Annotated in this window: 19 protein-coding genes; 5 read left to right on the top strand and 14 right to left on the bottom strand. The window is 68.8% G+C overall.

The annotated features are described in order from the left end of the window. Nucleotides 1-2 precede the first annotated feature (2 nt). Nucleotides 3-1,331, bottom strand: a complete 1,329-nt coding sequence (locus ACJH6I_RS26645; RefSeq protein ID WP_406774332.1) for an aspartate aminotransferase family protein — start codon at nucleotides 1,329-1,331, stop codon at nucleotides 3-5. A 127-nt stretch (nucleotides 1,332-1,458) separates the two neighbouring features. Between ACJH6I_RS26645 and ACJH6I_RS26640 the strand changes: the two genes are divergently transcribed. Continuing rightward, entirely contained in the window at nucleotides 1,459-1,839 is a 381-nt protein-coding gene (locus tag ACJH6I_RS26640) for a nitroreductase family deazaflavin-dependent oxidoreductase (RefSeq protein WP_064979305.1), read from the top strand. On the opposite strand, the gene ACJH6I_RS26635 is transcribed toward ACJH6I_RS26640, so the two are convergent. Then, nucleotides 1,836-2,228, bottom strand: a complete 393-nt coding sequence (locus ACJH6I_RS26635; RefSeq protein ID WP_212807045.1) for a carboxymuconolactone decarboxylase family protein — start codon at nucleotides 2,226-2,228, stop codon at nucleotides 1,836-1,838. The genes ACJH6I_RS26640 and ACJH6I_RS26635 overlap by 4 nt on opposite strands. A 156-nt stretch (nucleotides 2,229-2,384) precedes the next feature. Between ACJH6I_RS26635 and ACJH6I_RS26630 the strand changes: the two genes are divergently transcribed. Together ACJH6I_RS26630 and ACJH6I_RS26625 are read left to right on the top strand one after the other, a co-directional pair. Further along, nucleotides 2,385-2,726 carry a DUF485 domain-containing protein gene (locus ACJH6I_RS26630; RefSeq protein ID WP_212807046.1) on the top strand — a complete coding sequence of 114 codons (342 nt, stop codon included), beginning with the start codon at nucleotides 2,385-2,387 and terminating at the stop codon, nucleotides 2,724-2,726. Next, nucleotides 2,726-4,357: a cation acetate symporter gene (locus ACJH6I_RS26625; protein WP_406774331.1), complete on the top strand. Its 1,632-nt coding sequence runs from the start codon at nucleotides 2,726-2,728 to the stop codon at nucleotides 4,355-4,357. The genes ACJH6I_RS26630 and ACJH6I_RS26625 overlap by 1 nt, the downstream gene beginning before the upstream one ends. Here the strand turns inward: ACJH6I_RS26625 and ACJH6I_RS26620 are convergent. From ACJH6I_RS26620 to ACJH6I_RS26565, 12 genes are all read right to left on the bottom strand, one after another. Continuing rightward, complete coding sequence (locus ACJH6I_RS26620; protein WP_406774330.1) at nucleotides 4,354-4,956, bottom strand: TetR/AcrR family transcriptional regulator; 603 nt, start codon at nucleotides 4,954-4,956, stop codon at nucleotides 4,354-4,356. The genes ACJH6I_RS26625 and ACJH6I_RS26620 overlap by 4 nt on opposite strands. Further along, nucleotides 4,940-5,827, bottom strand: a complete 888-nt coding sequence (locus ACJH6I_RS26615) for an oxygenase MpaB family protein (protein ID WP_346417163.1) — start codon at nucleotides 5,825-5,827, stop codon at nucleotides 4,940-4,942. The genes ACJH6I_RS26620 and ACJH6I_RS26615 overlap by 17 nt, the downstream gene beginning before the upstream one ends. A gap of 182 nt (nucleotides 5,828-6,009) precedes the next feature. Continuing rightward, nucleotides 6,010-7,221: an acyl-CoA dehydrogenase family protein gene (locus ACJH6I_RS26610; protein WP_406774329.1), complete on the bottom strand. Its 1,212-nt coding sequence runs from the start codon at nucleotides 7,219-7,221 to the stop codon at nucleotides 6,010-6,012. A gap of 10 nt (nucleotides 7,222-7,231) precedes the next feature. Next, nucleotides 7,232-7,474, bottom strand: coding sequence for a hypothetical protein (locus tag ACJH6I_RS26605; protein WP_212807051.1), 243 nt, complete (start codon nucleotides 7,472-7,474; stop codon nucleotides 7,232-7,234). Then, a complete protein-coding gene (locus ACJH6I_RS26600) occupies nucleotides 7,471-7,971 on the bottom strand; it encodes a DUF3093 domain-containing protein (protein ID WP_406774328.1) in 501 nt (166 codons plus the stop codon). Before ACJH6I_RS26600 ends, ACJH6I_RS26605 begins: the two co-directional genes overlap by 4 nt. Further along, a complete protein-coding gene (locus ACJH6I_RS26595; RefSeq protein ID WP_406774327.1) occupies nucleotides 7,968-8,372 on the bottom strand; it encodes a hypothetical protein in 405 nt (134 codons plus the stop codon). Before ACJH6I_RS26595 ends, ACJH6I_RS26600 begins: the two co-directional genes overlap by 4 nt. 134 nt (nucleotides 8,373-8,506) lie before the next feature. Beyond that, nucleotides 8,507-8,998: a hypothetical protein gene (locus ACJH6I_RS26590; protein WP_406774326.1), complete on the bottom strand. Its 492-nt coding sequence runs from the start codon at nucleotides 8,996-8,998 to the stop codon at nucleotides 8,507-8,509. Beyond that, nucleotides 8,995-9,975, bottom strand: a complete 981-nt coding sequence (hemB, locus tag ACJH6I_RS26585; RefSeq protein ID WP_346417165.1) for a porphobilinogen synthase — start codon at nucleotides 9,973-9,975, stop codon at nucleotides 8,995-8,997. The genes ACJH6I_RS26590 and hemB overlap by 4 nt, the downstream gene beginning before the upstream one ends. A gap of 10 nt (nucleotides 9,976-9,985) precedes the next feature. Next, the gene (locus tag ACJH6I_RS26580; protein ID WP_318985681.1) at nucleotides 9,986-11,662 is read right to left on the bottom strand and encodes a bifunctional uroporphyrinogen-III C-methyltransferase/uroporphyrinogen-III synthase; all 1,677 of its coding nucleotides are present in this window, start codon (nucleotides 11,660-11,662) and stop codon (nucleotides 9,986-9,988) included. A 3-nt stretch (nucleotides 11,663-11,665) separates the two neighbouring features. After that, nucleotides 11,666-12,625, bottom strand: coding sequence for a hydroxymethylbilane synthase (hemC, locus tag ACJH6I_RS26575; protein WP_212807054.1), 960 nt, complete (start codon nucleotides 12,623-12,625; stop codon nucleotides 11,666-11,668). Nucleotides 12,626-12,630: 5 nt separating this feature from the next. Continuing rightward, the gene (locus ACJH6I_RS26570) at nucleotides 12,631-14,001 is read right to left on the bottom strand and encodes a glutamyl-tRNA reductase (protein WP_318985680.1); all 1,371 of its coding nucleotides are present in this window, start codon (nucleotides 13,999-14,001) and stop codon (nucleotides 12,631-12,633) included. Nucleotides 14,002-14,165: 164 nt separating this feature from the next. Beyond that, nucleotides 14,166-14,435, bottom strand: a complete 270-nt coding sequence (locus ACJH6I_RS26565) for a glutaredoxin family protein (protein ID WP_406774325.1) — start codon at nucleotides 14,433-14,435, stop codon at nucleotides 14,166-14,168. A gap of 33 nt (nucleotides 14,436-14,468) precedes the next feature. On the opposite strand from ACJH6I_RS26565, the gene ACJH6I_RS26560 reads away from it, so the two are divergent. Beyond that, nucleotides 14,469-15,377 carry an HAD family phosphatase gene (locus ACJH6I_RS26560; protein ID WP_212807057.1) on the top strand — a complete coding sequence of 303 codons (909 nt, stop codon included), beginning with the start codon at nucleotides 14,469-14,471 and terminating at the stop codon, nucleotides 15,375-15,377. A gap of 71 nt (nucleotides 15,378-15,448) precedes the next feature. Further along, nucleotides 15,449-15,979 carry a MaoC family dehydratase N-terminal domain-containing protein gene (locus tag ACJH6I_RS26555; protein WP_212807058.1) on the top strand — a complete coding sequence of 177 codons (531 nt, stop codon included), beginning with the start codon at nucleotides 15,449-15,451 and terminating at the stop codon, nucleotides 15,977-15,979. Nucleotides 15,980-16,179: the final 200 nt, after the last annotated feature.

Genomic DNA, 16,179 nt, shown 5'->3' with positions numbered 1-16,179 from the left:
GGCTACACCGCGCTCAGCGCATCGTCCAGAATGTCCAGCCCGCGCTTGGCGTCGTCGATGCTGATGTTGCACGGCGGCACCAGGTGGAAGCGGTTGTAGTTCATGAACAGCAGCAGGCCGTTCTGCTTGGCCCGTGCGTTGATGGCGCCCATCTCGGGCGACGACCCGCCGTACGGCGCCAGCGGCTCCTTGGTGGCGCGGTCCTTCACCAGCTCGACGGCCCAGAACACACCGAGACCACGGACGTCGCCGATGATGTCGTGCTTCTCGGCGAGCGCCGCCAGGCCCGGTCCGAAGACGTCGGTGCCGATCAGTTCGGCGTTCTCGACGATCTTCTCGTCGTGCATCGCGGTGATGGTCGCGACCGATGCCGCGCACGCCAGCGGGTGGCCCGAGTAGGTGAGCCCGCCGCCGTACGGCTGGTCCAGGAAGCGCTCGAGGATCTTGTCGCTCACGATGACGCCGCCGAGCGGGACGTAACCGGAGTTGACGCCCTTGGCGAAGGTGATGAGGTCGGGGGTGACGCCGTAGTTGTCCAGCGCGAACCACTTACCGGTGCGGCCGAAGCCGGCCATGACCTCGTCGAGGATCATCACGATGCCGTACTGGTCGCACAGCTCGCGCACGCCCTGCAGGTAGCCGGGCGGCGGCGGCATGATGCCGACGGTGCCGGGCACCGACTCGAGGATGATCGCGGCGAACGCGGACGGGCCCTCGAACTCGATGACCGACCGCAGGTGCGCCAGGGCGCGCTCGGACTCTTCCTCCTGCGTCAGCGAATTGAACTGGCTGCGGTACAGGAAGGGCCCGAAGAAGTGCGTGGTGCCCTCGGTGCCGTAGTCGTTGCCCCAGCGGCGGACGTCGCCGGTGAGGTTGACCGTCAGCGCGGTGCCGCCGTGGTAACTGCGGTAGGTCGACAGCGTCTTGTAGCGGCCGGTGAACACGCGCGCCATGCGGATGGCGTGCTCGACGGCGTCGGCGCCGCCGTTGGTGAAGAACACCCGGTTGAAGCCCTCGGGGGCGACCTGGCAGATCAGGTCGGCGGCCGTGGCGCGGGCCTCGTTGGCATGCTGCGGCGCGATGGTGCACAGCTTGGCGGCCTGCTCGGCGATGGCGGCGACGACCTTGGGGTGCTGGTGGCCGATGTTGGTGTAGACGAGCTGGCTCGAGAAATCGAGGAGACGGTTGCCGTCACCGTCGATGAGGTAGCTGCCCTCGGCGCCGGTGAAGACCATCGGATCGAGCTTCCCCTGGGCCGACCACGAGTGGAATACGCGGCTGCGCTCCAGGTCATAGATCCGGCGGGCGTCAGCGTTGGCGGGCGCAGGCATGCATTCCTCCTCGAAGATGAATCAGCGGGTTACGGACTGGTGTGCGACACCGCGTCGTCGCCGCTACCGGTCGGTAACTTTACTCGCTCCCCTGGCCGCCCCAACCACGATGGCGCACGATGGGGACATGCAGATTCCGCAGTCGGTCGCACGCTTCAACCGTCGGGTCACCAACCCCATCCAGCGGCTGTGGGCGGGCCGCGCGCCGACGTTCGGCATCCTCGAGCACGTCGGGCGTAAGTCCGGCAAGACGTTCCGCACCCCGCTGACGGTGTTCACCACCGCCGACGGTTTCGCCATCCTGCTGACCTACGGCCCCGACCGTGACTGGCTCAAGAACATCACCAAGGCCGGCGGCGGCAAACTGACCCGGCGCGGCCAGACGTACGACGTCGTCGACCCGCGCGTGGTGAGCAAGGAGGACGCCGCCCCGCTCATCACCGGATCGCTGCGTAAGGTGTTCCCGCGCTTGCCTTTTGAGCAGGCCGTGCTGTTGCGCCGGGCCTAGTCGCCGCGCGTCTCGTCGAGCACCTGCTGCACCACGCGCATCGCGCTCAGCGCCGCGGGCGCGCCGCAATAGCCGGTGGCGTGGATGATCGCCTCGACGATCTCGTCACGGGTGAGGCCGTTGTTGAGCCCGCCCCGGACGTGGCCGGCGAGTTCTTCATGGGCCCGCAGCGCCGTCAGCATGCCGAGGTTGAGCAAGCTGCGGTCGCGGCGGCTCAGTCCCGGCCGGTTCCACACCGCGTCCCACACGTGCTCGGTGACGAAGCGCTGGATCGGTTCCGATTCGGTGCCGCTGGTGCGGGCCAGTGCGCGGTCGACGAACTCGTCGCCCATCACCTGACGGCGGGTGGCGATTCCGGCGTCGAACGCCGAAGCTGGCTCGCTGGTCATCTCTGGGCCTTTCTCTCGGGTGGCTGCGGCAGACCGTAGCGCAGCGCGACCGGAACCGAATTCGGTGAACAGAACGCGATACCGGTCGCGAGTGACCCAGCTCTCAATTAGGTTCATGCCCGATCCACCCTCACAGCCAACTGTCAGGAGCCCTCGGTGCCCGAAACCGACCGTCCCGAGAGGGTTGCCCCCACCGGGGAGCAGTTCCTCGCCATGCAGGCCAGCCCCGAGTTCCAGGAGTTGCGAACCAGGCTGCGCCGCTTCGTGTTTCCGATGACCGCGTTCTTCCTGCTGTGGTACGGCCTCTACGTCGCGCTCGGCGCCTTCGCCCATGACTTCATGGCCATCCGGGTGTTCGGCAACATCAATGTCGGGCTGCTGATCGGGCTGGGTCAGTTCCTGACGACGTTCGTGATCACCGGGCTGTACGTGCGCTTCGCCAACCGCGAGCTCGACCCGCGGGCTGCCGCCATCCGTGAAGAACTCGAGGGCGCCTGATGACCACCACCGTGCTGGCCGCCGCCACCGTCGGCAACCCCGTCGCCAACATCGGCATCTTCAGCGTGTTCGTCGTCGTCACGATGGTCGTGGTCATCAAGGCCAGCAAGCGCAATGCCACCGCCGACGAGTTCTTCACCGGCGGCCGCGGTTTCTCCGGCCCGCAGAACGGCATCGCCATCGCGGGCGACTACCTGTCGGCCGCGAGCTTCCTCGGCATCGCCGGCGCCATCGCCGTCTACGGCTATGACGGCTTCCTGTACTCCATCGGCTTCCTCGTCGCCTGGCTCGTGGCGCTACTGCTCGTCGCCGAATTACTGCGCAACACAGGCAGATTCACCATGGCCGACGTGCTGAGCTTCCGGCTCAGGCAGCGCCCGGTCCGGCTGGCCGCGGCCACGTCGACGCTGACGGTGTCGCTGTTCTACCTGCTGGCCCAGATGGCCGGGGCGGGCGGCCTGGTCGCGCTGCTGCTCGACGTGAAGAGCCGGGGCGGCCAATCGATCGTGATCGCGGTCGTCGGCGTCCTGATGATCGTCTACGTGCTGGTCGGCGGCATGAAGGGCACGACGTGGGTGCAGATCATCAAGGCCGTGCTGCTGATCACCGGTGCCGCCCTGATGACGGTCATGGTGCTCGGCAAGTTCGGGTTCAACTTCTCCGACATCCTCGGTTCGGCCCAGTCGGCCATCTCGCACGCCACCACCAAGGGCGTCTCCAGCCGCGACGTCCTGGCGCCCGGCGCGCAGTACGGCGGTTCCCTCACCTCGAAGATCAACTTCGTCTCGCTGGCACTGGCGCTGGTGCTGGGCACCGCGGGCCTGCCACACGTGCTGATGCGCTTCTACACCGTGCCGACCGCGAAAGAGGCACGGCGGTCGGTGGTTTGGGCCATCGCGCTGATCGGTGCCTTCTACCTGTTCACGCTGGTGCTCGGCTATGGCGCCGCCGCCCTGGTGGGACCGGACCGCATCCTCAAGGCCGCCGGCGGCGTGAACTCCGCGGCCCCGCTGCTGGCGTTCGAACTCGGCGGCGTGATCCTGCTCGGCGTCATCTCGGCGGTGGCATTCGCGACGATCCTCGCGGTCGTGGCAGGCCTGACCATCACCGCGTCGGCGTCCTTCGCACATGACATCTACGCCTCGGTTCTCAAGTCCCACAAGGTGACCGAGGACGAGCAGGTGCGGGTGTCCCGGATCACGGCGGTCGTGCTGGGCGTGTTCGCGATCGGGCTCGGCATCCTCGCCAACGGTCAGAACGTGGCATTCCTGGTGGCCCTGGCATTCGCTGTGGCGGCCGCGGCCAACCTGCCGACGATCCTGTACTCGCTGTACTGGAAGCGGTTCAACACCCGCGGCGCGCTGTGGAGCATGTACGGCGGCCTGATCTCGACCATCGTGCCGATCGTCTTCTCCCCCGCGGTATCGGGCAGCAAGACGGCGATGATCCCGGGTGCGGACTTCGCGTACTTCCCGCTGGCCAACCCGGGCATCGTGTCCATCCCACTGGCGTTCGTGCTCGGCATCATCGGCACGCTGACGTCGTCGGACACCGGGGATCCCGAACTGGCCGCCGAGATGGAGGTGCGGTCACTGACCGGGGTGGGCGCCGAGAAGCCCGTCGCGCACTAGCCCCGCACGGGCGAGTTCGTCCGCAACGCCGCGGGCAGGCTCGGCACGAAATGCCGTGCGGCGAAAGCCCGGATCTCCTCGGCACTGTCGAGCGCCTCGACACTGGGCAGCAGCAGCACCATCGCCGCGTAGCGCAGGATGGTGTCGGCGAGGTCGTTGACGGCCTGTTCGCCGATGCGGTCGGCGAAACCCTCGGGGAAGATGACGCGCAGCGCCGCCGCCATCCGGCCGACGGCGGCCCCGTAGTGCCGCTGCATGAGCTCGATGACGAGCGCGGGCTCGTCGATCATCATCCGGTTGAGCACGCGGTGCCGCCGGAAGCGCAGGATCGACAGCGTGAATGCCTCGACGTACAGATCCGATTGGGGCCCGGCGTTTTTCAGCTCGCGGGCGATGTCGTCGAACAGCACGACGTTCTCCCGTTCGACGACGGCGGCCACCAGCTCGTCACGGTTGGCGAACCGCCGGTAGATGGTGGTGCGGCTGACACCGGCGCGGCGCGCCACGTCATCGAGGGCGACGCGGCGGAAGCCGTGCTGCTCGAACTCGACGAGCGCGGCGTCGAGGATCGCGGCCGTCGCGTCAGCGGGCACGCGCATAGCCCTTCTGCGCAAAGCTGTTGTACCGCACCGACATCGGCAACCGGTCCCACACCCAGTTCACCGGCTTGCTGCGCCAGGCCGCGGCGAACAACTGGTAGGCGCGTTCCTGCCGGTCGGACCAGGGCAGCTCCAGCAGGTCCCGCGCCCGCGGGGGGAGGCCGCCGGTGGTGAGGAACGCCGCGACAGGGTTGAACACCACCGCGATGACGCGCCACACCGCCGGGTTGACGGCCTTGGGCGCCGGAAAGCCCTTGGTCACATAGCCGACGCCGTACCGGGCCGTCTTGTGCGGCACCGCGACCTCGTTGATCATCCGGTCCCAGTACTCCTCGAACTCGGCGTAGGTGGCCGGCATGGGCCGGTCGCTGACGCCGTAGCGGCGGTACCAGGTCTTCGACTCGAGGTAGATCTGTTCCTTCTCGGCGTCGGTCAGCCGCTTGACGAAGGTGTCCGCGAAATACAGCACCTGCTCGACGAATGTCGCGTGCGCCCAGTAGTACGTCTCCGGGTCGAGGGCGTGGTAGCGGCTGCCGTCGGGCATGTCGCCCTTGATCTCGCGGTGGAAGTCGCGGACCTGCGTGCCGGTGTTGTCGTCGTCGGTGCCGTAGACGGTGCGGAAGATCGGCGGCAGCGACCGCTTGATGCGCGCCGAGGTGTCCGCGAAGAACACCGAATGGTCCAGCACGCCCTGGCCCAGCTGGGCGAGCATGTTCTGCAGGACCGCCGGCCGCGGGCCGATCAGGTACATCCGGTTGTCGCCGAAGTACTTCCACACCAGCGAGTCCGGCCCCAGGGGCAGGGCGTCGACTTTCCCCGTCGCTCCGCTCGCCCCGGCGACGAGCTCAGACTGCTCCGCAAGTTCGGTCATGCGGAACAGTGTTACAAATTTTGCACTCTGTAACAACCCCTGCTCCCGCCATTTCCCGCGAGCGTCCGTGTCTGCGGACGACACGCCGTCACCTGCGTACAAAAACGTCCCGCTCAGACGTGCCGAGCGGGACATTCGTGTACATCAGATGCGCCGTGCCACAGCCGGCACCGTCGCGGACGTTATTTGAGCGGCAACCCCGTGATCGCGCGCGACATCACGAGCCGCTGAATCTCGCTGGTGCCCTCGAAGATCGTGAAGATCTTGGCGTCGCGGTGCCACCGCTCCACCGGGTAGTCGCGCGTGTAGCCGTTGCCGCCCAGAATCTGGATGGCCTCGTCGGTCACGTAGACCGCGGTCTCGCTGGCGACGAGCTTGGCCATCGAGCCCTCGGCGTTCTCGAACGGCATGTTGTTGCGCGCCATCCAGCCGGCGCGCCACACCAGCAGCCGCGCCGCGTCGATCCGGGACTTCATGTCGGCCAGCTTGAACGCGACGGCCTGGAAGTCCCCGATCTTGCGGCCGAACTGCTCGCGCTCCTGCGCGTATCCCAGCGCGTACTCGTACGCCGCGCGGGACACCCCGAGCGCCATGGCCCCGACGGTCGGCCGGGTCCGCTCGAACGTCTTCATCGCCACCTGACCGGCCGAGCTCTTGCCCTCGCGAGTGCGGGCCACCCGCTCCTCGAACTTCTCCCGGCCACCGACGATCAGGCGGCCCGGCAGCCGGACGTCGTCGAGCACGACCTCGGCGGTGTGCGACGCCCGGATGCCGTGCTTCTTGAACTTCTGACCCTGACTGAAACCCTTGGTGCCCGGCGGGATGATGAAGCTGGCCTGGCCGCGCGAGCCCAATTCCGGGTACACCGAGGCAACGACGATGTGCACGTTGGCGATGCCGCCGTTGGAGGCCCACGTCTTGGTGCCGTTGAGCACCCATTCATCGGTCGCCTCGTCGTACCGCGCCCGGGTGATGATCGACGAAACATCCGATCCCGCACCGGGTTCCGACGAACAGAACGCGGCCAGCTTGGGCTCGTTGATGTCGCCGTACATCTGGGGCAGCCACTCGCCCAGCTGTTCCATGGTGCCGTTGGCCGCCAGCGACGCGGCGGCCAGGCCGGTTCCCATGATCGACATCGAAATTCCGGCGTCACCCCAGAACAATTCTTCGACCGCGACGGGCATACCGAGCCCGGTCTCCTCGGCCGTCTGGGCAGCAAAGAACTCCATGGAGTACAGGCCAACCTTGGCCGCCTCCTGCAGGATCGGCCACGGCGTCTCTTCGCGCTCGTCCCACTCCTGTGCGGCCGGACGGATCACGTCAGCAGCGAACTCGTGAACCCAGTCCCGGACCTGGCAGACGTCGGCAGACAGTTCTAGCGAAAAAGACATGCGCGACACACTACTTGGCGCGCCGCCACCTCGCCGTACCCACCACGGCGAGCACCCCGGCCAGGGTCGCCAGCAACAACGACAACGAGATGAACGACGGGTCGTAGAGCACCGATGTCTTCACCGGCTCCCCGGGGATCACCGGCGCGACGTCGGCGATCGACGACGCGGCCAGCCAACTCACCACCGAGCCGACGGCCGCGAGCACCGCCGCCACCAGTGCGCCGGCCGCCACGATCTTGTCGCGGCTCATTCGTCGTCGTCCTCACCGAGTTCGCGCACACCCAACGCCTCCAGCTGGGCCCGCAGCCCGCGATGACGCCGTGCCCACGCCTGCCCGCTGCGCTCACCGGTCAGCTTGACGCCGATCCCCGTGCGGCCGCGCGGAACGCCCGTCAGCTCCCCGAACGCCCGGTACGACTGCCAGCGGGGCACGTCGGCACCTCGCGCCTCCGGGAACATCCCGACCATGTCCGCGACGCGGACGGACTCGGTGCCCTGCCGCAGGTACTCGGGCGTCAGCTCCACCGACGTGTGCAGCCGCGCCGCTTTCACCTGCAACCCGAGGAAACCGGTGACGAGGACGAGGAACACCACCGGCACGAGCGGATCCACCCGGTGCGCCGACCACAACTGCATCGCCGCGATGGAGGCGCCGGAGAACGGGCCCAGCGCCAACCACCACCAGCTGGCACCGACCTCGTGGAAGAGAACCTGCTCGGCGTCGGCGTCAGTCGGCGCGTCCGTCATGCGTTGGCCTTTCCGTCGAACCAGGTCTGCGCCTGCGGCCGGGTGATCGTGACCGCCCCGGCGATCAACGGCAGCAGCGCCACCAACGACAGCAGCTGCGCCACCCCCAGCAGCGCGAGGAGGCCGACGACGATGACGATCGCCATGGACAACGCGACCGCGGCCCGACGAAACCGGTTGTCCCCCGCGCGGGCACGGCCGGCGGAAAAGGCCATGGCGGCGCCGGCGAGGGCGGTGATGGCGCCGAAGCCCACCACCAGAGTCCGGTATGCGGAGGGCACCTCCGCGGCGGCGGTCAACATGCCGCCGACCATCAGGAGCACGGCGGCCACCAGCCAGCACCAGAAAGCGACGGTCACGGCCTGTGGTCGGACCGGCGAAGAGGGCGTGGGCTCAGTCATATCCGGGCCAGCCTAGCGGGCCACATGTGCGTTCACGTCGACCTGGGCGCCCGCGAGCGGCCCGGAAATGCACGCATTGCGCGGCGTGTCGCCGTGCAGACACGGCCGCTCGCGGAGGTTGGGGGCGGGAAAAGTCAGCGGACGAAGAAGGCGTTCGAGTCGGGGCGGTGCAGGAGGTAGACGCCGCCGCCGATCAGGACGGCGCCGCCGATGCCGCATACCGCGTAACCCAGCGCCGCGGCCGCGCCGTGGTAGTTGGCGAACAGATTGGTGGTCAGGTACAGGATCGTGGCCGCAGACCCGCCGGTCAGGATGCTGCGCGCCCACCGGTAGCCCTGCCGCAGCAGCACCAGGAACGTGGCCACCAGGACCACGATGATGAACAGCATCAGCCCGGACACCGCGTACGCGTAGCCCGACACTTCCCGCTCGGGCGTCGTCAGCAGGTTGATGACGTAGCCGATCACCGACAGCGGCAGCGCGGCCGTCCACAGCCAGAAACCGGTGACGACGTCCTGCGGCATCTCCTGCGGCTCGGGTGCGGGCCCGTCCGGCCCCGGACCCGGATGCGGCGGGTACTGCGGGTGGTAGGGGTTCTGCGGGTCGTGCGGGTTGAGTGGGTTCACCGCAGCCAGCCCGCGACGTCCGTCGCCCAGTACGTGAGGACGATGTCGGCACCGGCGCGCCGAATGCTGACCAGCGACTCCAGAACCGAGGACCGCAGGTCGATCCAGCCGTTGGCCGCCGCCGCACTGATCATCGCGTACTCACCCGAAATCTGGTATGCCGCAACGGGTACCGGCGAAATCTCGGCAGCGGCACGCACCACGTCCAGGTAGCTCATCGCGGGCTTCACCATCACCATGTCGGCACCTTCGGCGAGGTCCAGCTCGATCTCGCGCACCGCCTCGCGGGCGTTGCCCGGATCCTGTTGGTAGGTACGGCGATCGCCCTGCAGGCTCGAGCCCACGGCCTCGCGGAACGGGCCGTAGAACGCCGACGCGAACTTGGCGGCGTAGGCCAGGATCGCGACGTCGCTGTGCCCGGCGTGGTCCAGCCCGTCGCGGATGGCCGCGACCTGGCCGTCCATCATGCCACTGGGACTGACCACATGCGCGCCGGAATGCGCTTGCGCCACAGCAAGTTTGATGTACTGCTCGTTGGTGGCGTCGTTGTCGACCCGGCCGTGCACGTCGAGGACACCGCAATGCCCGTGGTCGGTGAACTCGTCCAGACAGGTGTCGGCCATCAGCACGGTGGCGTCACCCAGGTCCGAATTCAGGTCGCGCAGCGCCACATTCAGGATGCCGTCAGGGTTGACGCCCTCGGAGCCGGTGGCGTCCTTGTCACCGTCGCACGGGACACCGAACAGCATCAGCCCGCCGACACCGGCCTCGACGGCTTCCGCCGCGGCGCGACGCAGCGACTCCCGGGTGTGCTGCACGACACCGGGCATCGAGTTGATCGGGCGCGGCTCGGAGAGCCCGTCGGCGACGAACATCGGCAGCACCAGATGCCGTGGCTCCAGCGAGGTTTCGGACACCAGCCGCCGGAGCGCCGGGGTGGTACGGAGTCGCCGCGGCCGATGCCTGGGAAATGCCATGTGTCCGAGTTTAGCGGCGCCGGCTCTTCTTCCGCGGCGGCGGCAGCGCACCCTCGGCGCGCAGGCGAGCGGCGTGCTCGGCCAGCGCCTCGACCAGCGGGCCGACAGCGGCGGTCTCCGGCTGCACGTCCACGCGCAGACCGAATTCGGCTGCGGTTTCAGCGGTTTTCGGGCCGATGCAGGCGACGATGGTCCGGGCGTGCGGCTTGCCGGCGATACCGACCAGGTTGCGCACCGTGGAGCTCGAGGTGAAGCAGACGGCGTCGAAACCACCGGTCTTGATCATCTCGCGGGTGTGCGCCGGCGGCGGTGCCGCCCGGACGGTGCGGTAGGCCGTGACGTCCTCGATCTCCCAGCCGCGCTCTCGCAGGCCCTCGGCCAGCGTCTCGGTGGCGATGTCGGCACGCGGCAGCAGCACACGGTTCACCGGGTCGAAAATGTCGTCGTAGTCCGGGAATTCGTCCAGCAGGCCCAGCGACGACTGCTCACCGGCAGGCACCAGCTCGGGGTTGATACCGAACGCGCGCACCTTGTCCGCGGTGGCCTGACCGACACAGGCGATCTTCACCCCGGAGAACGCGCGGGCGTCCAGACCGAACTCGTTGAACTTCTCCCACACCGCACGCACCGCGTTGGTGGAGGTGAACACCACCCACTGGAAGCGGCCGTCGACCAGACCCTTGACCGCACGCTCCATCTGGGCGGGGCTGCGCGGCGGCTCGACCGCGATGGTCGGCACCTCGATCGGCAGGGCGCCGTGGCCCACGAGCCGATCGCTCATCTCGCCGGCCTGGTCCTTGGTGCGCGGCACCAGCACGGTCCAGCCGTACAACGAGCGGCTCTCCCACCAGTTCAGCTTGGCCCGGTGCGCCACGGTCTTGCCGATGGTCACGACCAGCGGGCCCGCCAGCGGACCGACCGGCTCGGGGCCGACCGGCTTCTCCAGCACGGCCTTGTCCAGCAGCCCGGCCAGCGTGGTCTCGATGGACCGCTGCTGGCAGGTGGTGCCGTTGGCCGTCACGACGCACGGGGTGTTGTCGGTGAGGCCGTATTCGATCAGGGTGCGGGCGGCGTCCGGCAGGTGCGACACCGTCGCGTGCAGGATCAGCGGCCCGGGGGCGGCGGCCAGCGCGGCCCAGTCGACGTCACCGCGGACATCGGCCACGGTGTGCGACGAACCGACGGGCAGGCCCGCGTAGGTCGGCACCGCCGTCGACGACGGCAGGCCCGGCACCAGCTCGAAGTGCGCGGCGGTCTTGGCCAGGGCGTTCACCTCGGTGATCACCGAGTCGACCGACAGCGGGTCGCCGGCGACCAGACGCACCACGTCGACGCCGGTCTTCGCCTCGGCGATGAGCAGCTTGGCCACCTCGGTGGGGTCGCCCAGCGCGGGGCGGACGTCGACACCGTGCGGGAACGTCATGGCCGGCGCGGCGGGCTTGTCCGCCGGCGCCTCATCGGTCTTGGTCTCGGCCGGCTCGGCGTCGGCCGGGTGCGGCCCGGACGTCGGCGGCAGATCGGTACCGATCAGCGCCAGCACCGCCTCGGGCACATCAGGGTCGGTGAAGACCAATGCCGCATGCGCCAAGACGTTCCGCGCACGCGTCGTCAACAGGCCCGGGTCACCGGGGCCGGAACCGACAAAGGTGATGCGGCCGGGCTTGTGCTTACGCACTCGGGTCGTCATCTCTCACTCCCGCTCTACAGTCCGCTGATCCAACACGTCGCGCGCACCCAGGTCGAACAACTCCGCGGCCAACGAGAGCCCCAGCTCCCGTGCCCGTTCGGGGGTCCCGATCCCGGACGCCCGGATCACGTCGGATCCGTCCAGAGCCGCCACGCAACCGCGCAACGACAGCTCTTCGAAGACTCGGCCGTCCTCGTCGATGGACTCGACCACTTCCGCGATCGCACCCACCGGCGCGGAACAACCCGCCTCCAGTTCGGCCAACAGGACTCGTTCGGCAGTGATCGCGGCACGCGTGTCGGGATCGTCCAGCTTTCCCAGCAGCGTCGCCAGCTCGGTGTCACCCACTCGGCACTCGACCGCGAGGGCGCCCTGCGCCGGCGCTGGCAACATCTGCACCGGCTCGAGGCTCTCGGTGACGGCGTCGAGCCGTCCGATACGGGCCAGACCCGCTCGGGCGACGACAACAGCGTCGAGATCACCACTACTTACCCTGTTCAACCTGGTATCTAGGTTGCCTCGTAGGGGGCGGATTTCCAAACCGAGACCCAGTGCTCTAAGCTGTGCCGCCCGTCGCGGGCTCGACGTGCCGATCACGGAGCCGGCCGGCAACTCGCCGAGGACCAATCCGTCGCGCGCCACGAGAGCGTCCCGCGGGTCTTCGCGCGGCGGCACGGCGGCGATGACGAAACGCTCGTCGGGCGCCGTCGGCAAATCCTTGTACGAGTGCACCGCCACGTCGATGCGGCCGTCGGCCATGGCGTGCCGCAGCTCGGCGGTGAACACACCGATGCCGATGTCCGCGACGGGCGCCTGCGACCGGTCGCCTTCGGTGCTGATGATGACCAGCTCCGCGGGCTGCCCCAGAGCTACCAGAGCGTCACGGACGGTGCCGGCCTGTGTGGTGGCCAGAAGGCTGCCCCTGGTGCCGATCCGGACAACGTTTTCGAGGGTGGATACCAACCGGGTTACTCAGCCTTGTCGTGGTGGGGATGCGGCTCGCCGGCCGCCAAATCTGGTGCCACCAAAGGCAGTTCGCCGGCGGACACCGCGTCGATGGCCTGCGGGTCGAGCTCGAACAGCTCCCGCAGCGCCTCGGCGTAGCTGTCACCGCCGGGTGCGCTGGCCAGCTGCTTGACCCGCACCGTCGGCGCGTGCAGCAACTTGTCCACCACCCGGCGAACGGTCTTCGCGACCTCGTCGCGATGCGCGGCCTCGAGGCCAGGAACGCGGTTGTCGAGCCGCAACAACTCCGCCTCGACGACGTCCGCGGCCCGCTGGCGCAGGGCGGTGACGGTCGGGGTGACCTCGGCCATCCGCTGGCCGGCCAGGTAGCTGGCGACCTCCGCGGCGACGATCGAGCGGGCCGCCTCGGCGTCCGAAGCGGCGGCCCGCGCCGACGGCTCCCGCTGGATGCGGTCCATGTCGATCATGTGCACGCCGGGCAGGCCGGCAATCGCGCCGTCGACGTCGCGGGGCATGCCCAGGTCGCAGATCACCAGCTGGCGGTGCTCCGGCCGGTTCATCAGCCCGCGGTGCGCGTCGGCCAACGACACCACCGGACGCACCGCGCCGGTACACGCGACGACGACGTCGGCATTACCCAGCGCGACGGCGATGTCGTCCAGGGTGTGCGCGGCCGCCTCGACGCCCTGGGCCTTCAAGTTCTCGACCATGCGCTCGGCCCGCGGCAGGGAGCGGTTCACCACCTCGACGCGGGCGATCCCGGCGCGCGTCAGATGCGCGGCGGCCAGGGCACCCATGGAGCCGGCGCCGATCACGGCGGCCGTCAGCCCGGTCAGCGACGTCAGCTTGGCCTTGGCCATGTCGAGCGCCACCGACACCACCGAGGCGCCGGCAGCGTCGATCCCGGTCTCGGAATGCACCCGCTTACCGACCGACAGCGCGCGCTGCGACAGCTCGTGCAGGGTCCGGCCGACGGTCTGGTGGGCCTCGGCCGAGGTGTAGGCGCGGCGCACCTGCCCCAGCACCTGCGCCTCGCCGATGACGGCCGAGTCCAGGCCACTGGCGACGGCGAACAGATGCTCGACGGCCGCCTCGGCGTACCGCACGTAGGCGTATTTGGTGAGGTCCTGCAGGGACATGCCGGACCGCTCGGAGAGCACCGAGCCGATCACCGAGAGCCCGCCGTGGAAGGCGTCGACCACCGCGTACACCTCGACCCGGTTACAGGTGGAGAGCACCATGGCCTCGGTGACCAGAGAGGACTGCAGCAGCAGCTCGATGATCTTGGCCTGTTCGGCCTCGTCGGTGCTGAGCTGCTCGATCACGGAAACCGGCGCGCTGCGGTGTGAAACCCCGAACAGCAGGACGCTCACGGCCTCATCACCTCGTAGCACCTCCGTTGGGCAAGAAGGTTGCCCGGGCCTCTTCTGGCCGCAGGAACGCCTTCAAAGCTAGCCGCTCACCAGCCCGCCGACCAAATTTGCTATACGCACGCCGGGCCCCGGGGCACCCGCGCTGACCGGCCCGCTTCGCCCGGTCAACCTGCCAGGTCGGCCCGCAACTGCTCCTCGTCGACCTCCCAGTAGCTGTGCTCAACGCCATCGAGGAGCACCACGGGCAGGCGATCGCCGAATTCCGCGCGCAGGGCCGTGTCGCCCGCCGCCGCCAGGACATCGACGTCCGTGCTCGTCAGGACGAATCCGAGCTCGTCGCACAGCTCTGCTAGCTGAGCCGCCGCGCGCTCGCACATGCTGCAGCCGGCCCGGGTGAGCAACGTCACGCGGTGGCTGTTCCCTGATCGATCCACGCGCAACAGTATGGCGTGACCTAGTGTTGAACCGTGTCCGAATCCAGCCCCGTGACTGCCGACGAGCCCACGGGCACGCCCGTGCCCTCCGGAGCTGATGACGCCGCTGAACTCGATGCCGCCGAGCGTGATTCCGGAGCCGACGAACCGGCCGCCCCGGTGCTCCCACCGCCGCCCGATCTCACCGCGGCGGCGTTCTTCGACGTCGACAACACCCTGGTGCACGGCTCGTCGCTGGTGCACTTCGCCCGCGGCCTGGCCGCCCGCGACTACTTCAAATACTCGGACCTGGCCCGTTTCGCCTACGCGCAGGCCAAGTTTCAGGTCACCGGCAAGGAGAACAGCGACGACGTCGCCGCCGGCCGGCGCAAAGCGCTGTCCTTCATCGAGGGCCGGCAGACGGCGGAACTGGAAGCGCTCGGCGACGAGATCTACGACGAGATCATCGCCGACAAGATCTGGCAGGGCACCCGGGCGCTGGCGCAGATGCACCTCGACGCCGGCCAGCAGGTCTGGCTGGTCACCGCGACGCCCATGGAGCTGGCGCAGACCATCGCCCGCAAGCTGGGGCTGACCGGGGCGCTGGGCACCGTCGCCGAGTCGGTCGACGGCGTCTTCACCGGCCGGCTGGTCGGCGAGATCCTGCATGGGGTCGGCAAGGCGCACGCGGTCCGTCAGCTGGCCATCAGGGAGGGCCTGAACCTGCGCCGCTGCACCGCCTACTCGGACAGCTTCAACGACGTGCCGATGCTCTCGCTGGTCGGCACGGCCGTCGCGATCAACCCCGATGCCGCGCTGCGCGACGTCGCGCGCGAACGGGGCTGGGAAATCCGGGATTTCCGGACCGCCCGCAAGGCCGCCCGCATCGGCGTGCCCTCGGCGCTGGCCCTGGGCGCCGTCGGCGGGGCGCTGGCGGCCATGGCGTCGCGCAAGGGCAACTAGGGACGCGCGGCCGCCGCACCACGGGCGCAGCGCGCAGGTCAGCCACTCGAACGCTGATAGGCTCACGCGCCATGGGCATTGCGGACGACATCATCGGAACCCACTTCCGGTACCCGGATTACTTCGAGGTCGGCCGCGAGAAGGTCAAGGAATTCGCGCAGGCGGTCCAGGACGATCACCCGGCCCATTTCTCCGAGGAAGCGGCCGCCGAGTGCGGCTCGGACACCCTGATCGCGTCGCTGACGTTCATCGCCGTCGCGGGCCGGCGGGTCCAGCTCGAGCTGTTCAACCAGTTCGACGTGCCGATCAACCTGGAGCGCGTGCTGCACCGCGACCAGAAGCTGATCTTCCACCGCCCGATCAAGGTCGGCGACCGGCTGTGGTTCGACTCGTACCTGGACTCGGTGATCGAGTCGCACGGCACGGTGATCGCCGAGATTCGCGCCGAGGTCACCGACGACTCCGGTGAGCCGATCATGACGAGCATCGTCACGATGCTGGGTGAGGCCCAGAACGACGACGAAGCCGGCGAGGTCAGCGCGCAGATCGCCGCGGCCCGCGACGCCGCCATCGCGAAAATGGTTGCCGCGCAAAAGGGTTGAGCCCCTTACCGCGAGCGGCCGTGTTTGTACGGCGACACGCGGTGAACGCCGGGCAGTAGCGTGCCACTCGCGCGCGACGAGCGGCCGCAAAATGCACGCGCAATGCGGCGTGTCTGCGTACAAACACTCAGTGTCATTCTCGAGTTGCCGCTGTTGCGGTGGTTGGGTTACTTCTCACCTGGTATTTGGCTCTTGCAAAC

The organism is Mycobacterium sp. SMC-13 (genome assembly GCF_045311035.1).
Classification (GTDB): domain Bacteria; phylum Actinomycetota; class Actinomycetes; order Mycobacteriales; family Mycobacteriaceae; genus Mycobacterium.
The sequence above is the reverse complement of the archived record's forward strand: the minus strand, read 5'-3'. Positions and strand labels throughout refer to the sequence as shown.

Bases quoted from the DNA above. Each gene is read 5' to 3' on its own strand.
- ACJH6I_RS26645 (WP_406774332.1), bottom strand. From the start codon at position 1,331: ATGCCTGCGCCCGCCAACGCTGACGCCCGCCGGATCTATGACCTGGAG.
- ACJH6I_RS26640 (WP_064979305.1), top strand. From the start codon at position 1,459: ATGCAGATTCCGCAGTCGGTCGCACGCTTCAACCGTCGGGTCACCAAC.
- ACJH6I_RS26635 (WP_212807045.1), bottom strand. From the start codon at position 2,228: ATGACCAGCGAGCCAGCTTCGGCGTTCGACGCCGGAATCGCCACCCGC.
- ACJH6I_RS26625 (WP_406774331.1), top strand. From the start codon at position 2,726: ATGACCACCACCGTGCTGGCCGCCGCCACCGTCGGCAACCCCGTCGCC.
- ACJH6I_RS26620 (WP_406774330.1), bottom strand. From the start codon at position 4,956: ATGCGCGTGCCCGCTGACGCGACGGCCGCGATCCTCGACGCCGCGCTC.
- ACJH6I_RS26615 (WP_346417163.1), bottom strand. From the start codon at position 5,827: ATGACCGAACTTGCGGAGCAGTCTGAGCTCGTCGCCGGGGCGAGCGGA.
- ACJH6I_RS26610 (WP_406774329.1), bottom strand. From the start codon at position 7,221: ATGTCTTTTTCGCTAGAACTGTCTGCCGACGTCTGCCAGGTCCGGGAC.
- ACJH6I_RS26605 (WP_212807051.1), bottom strand. From the start codon at position 7,474: ATGAGCCGCGACAAGATCGTGGCGGCCGGCGCACTGGTGGCGGCGGTG.
- ACJH6I_RS26600 (WP_406774328.1), bottom strand. From the start codon at position 7,971: ATGACGGACGCGCCGACTGACGCCGACGCCGAGCAGGTTCTCTTCCAC.
- ACJH6I_RS26595 (WP_406774327.1), bottom strand. From the start codon at position 8,372: ATGACTGAGCCCACGCCCTCTTCGCCGGTCCGACCACAGGCCGTGACC.
- hemB (WP_346417165.1), bottom strand. From the start codon at position 9,975: ATGGCATTTCCCAGGCATCGGCCGCGGCGACTCCGTACCACCCCGGCG.
- ACJH6I_RS26580 (WP_318985681.1), bottom strand. From the start codon at position 11,662: ATGACGACCCGAGTGCGTAAGCACAAGCCCGGCCGCATCACCTTTGTC.
- ACJH6I_RS26555 (WP_212807058.1), top strand. From the start codon at position 15,449: ATGGGCATTGCGGACGACATCATCGGAACCCACTTCCGGTACCCGGAT.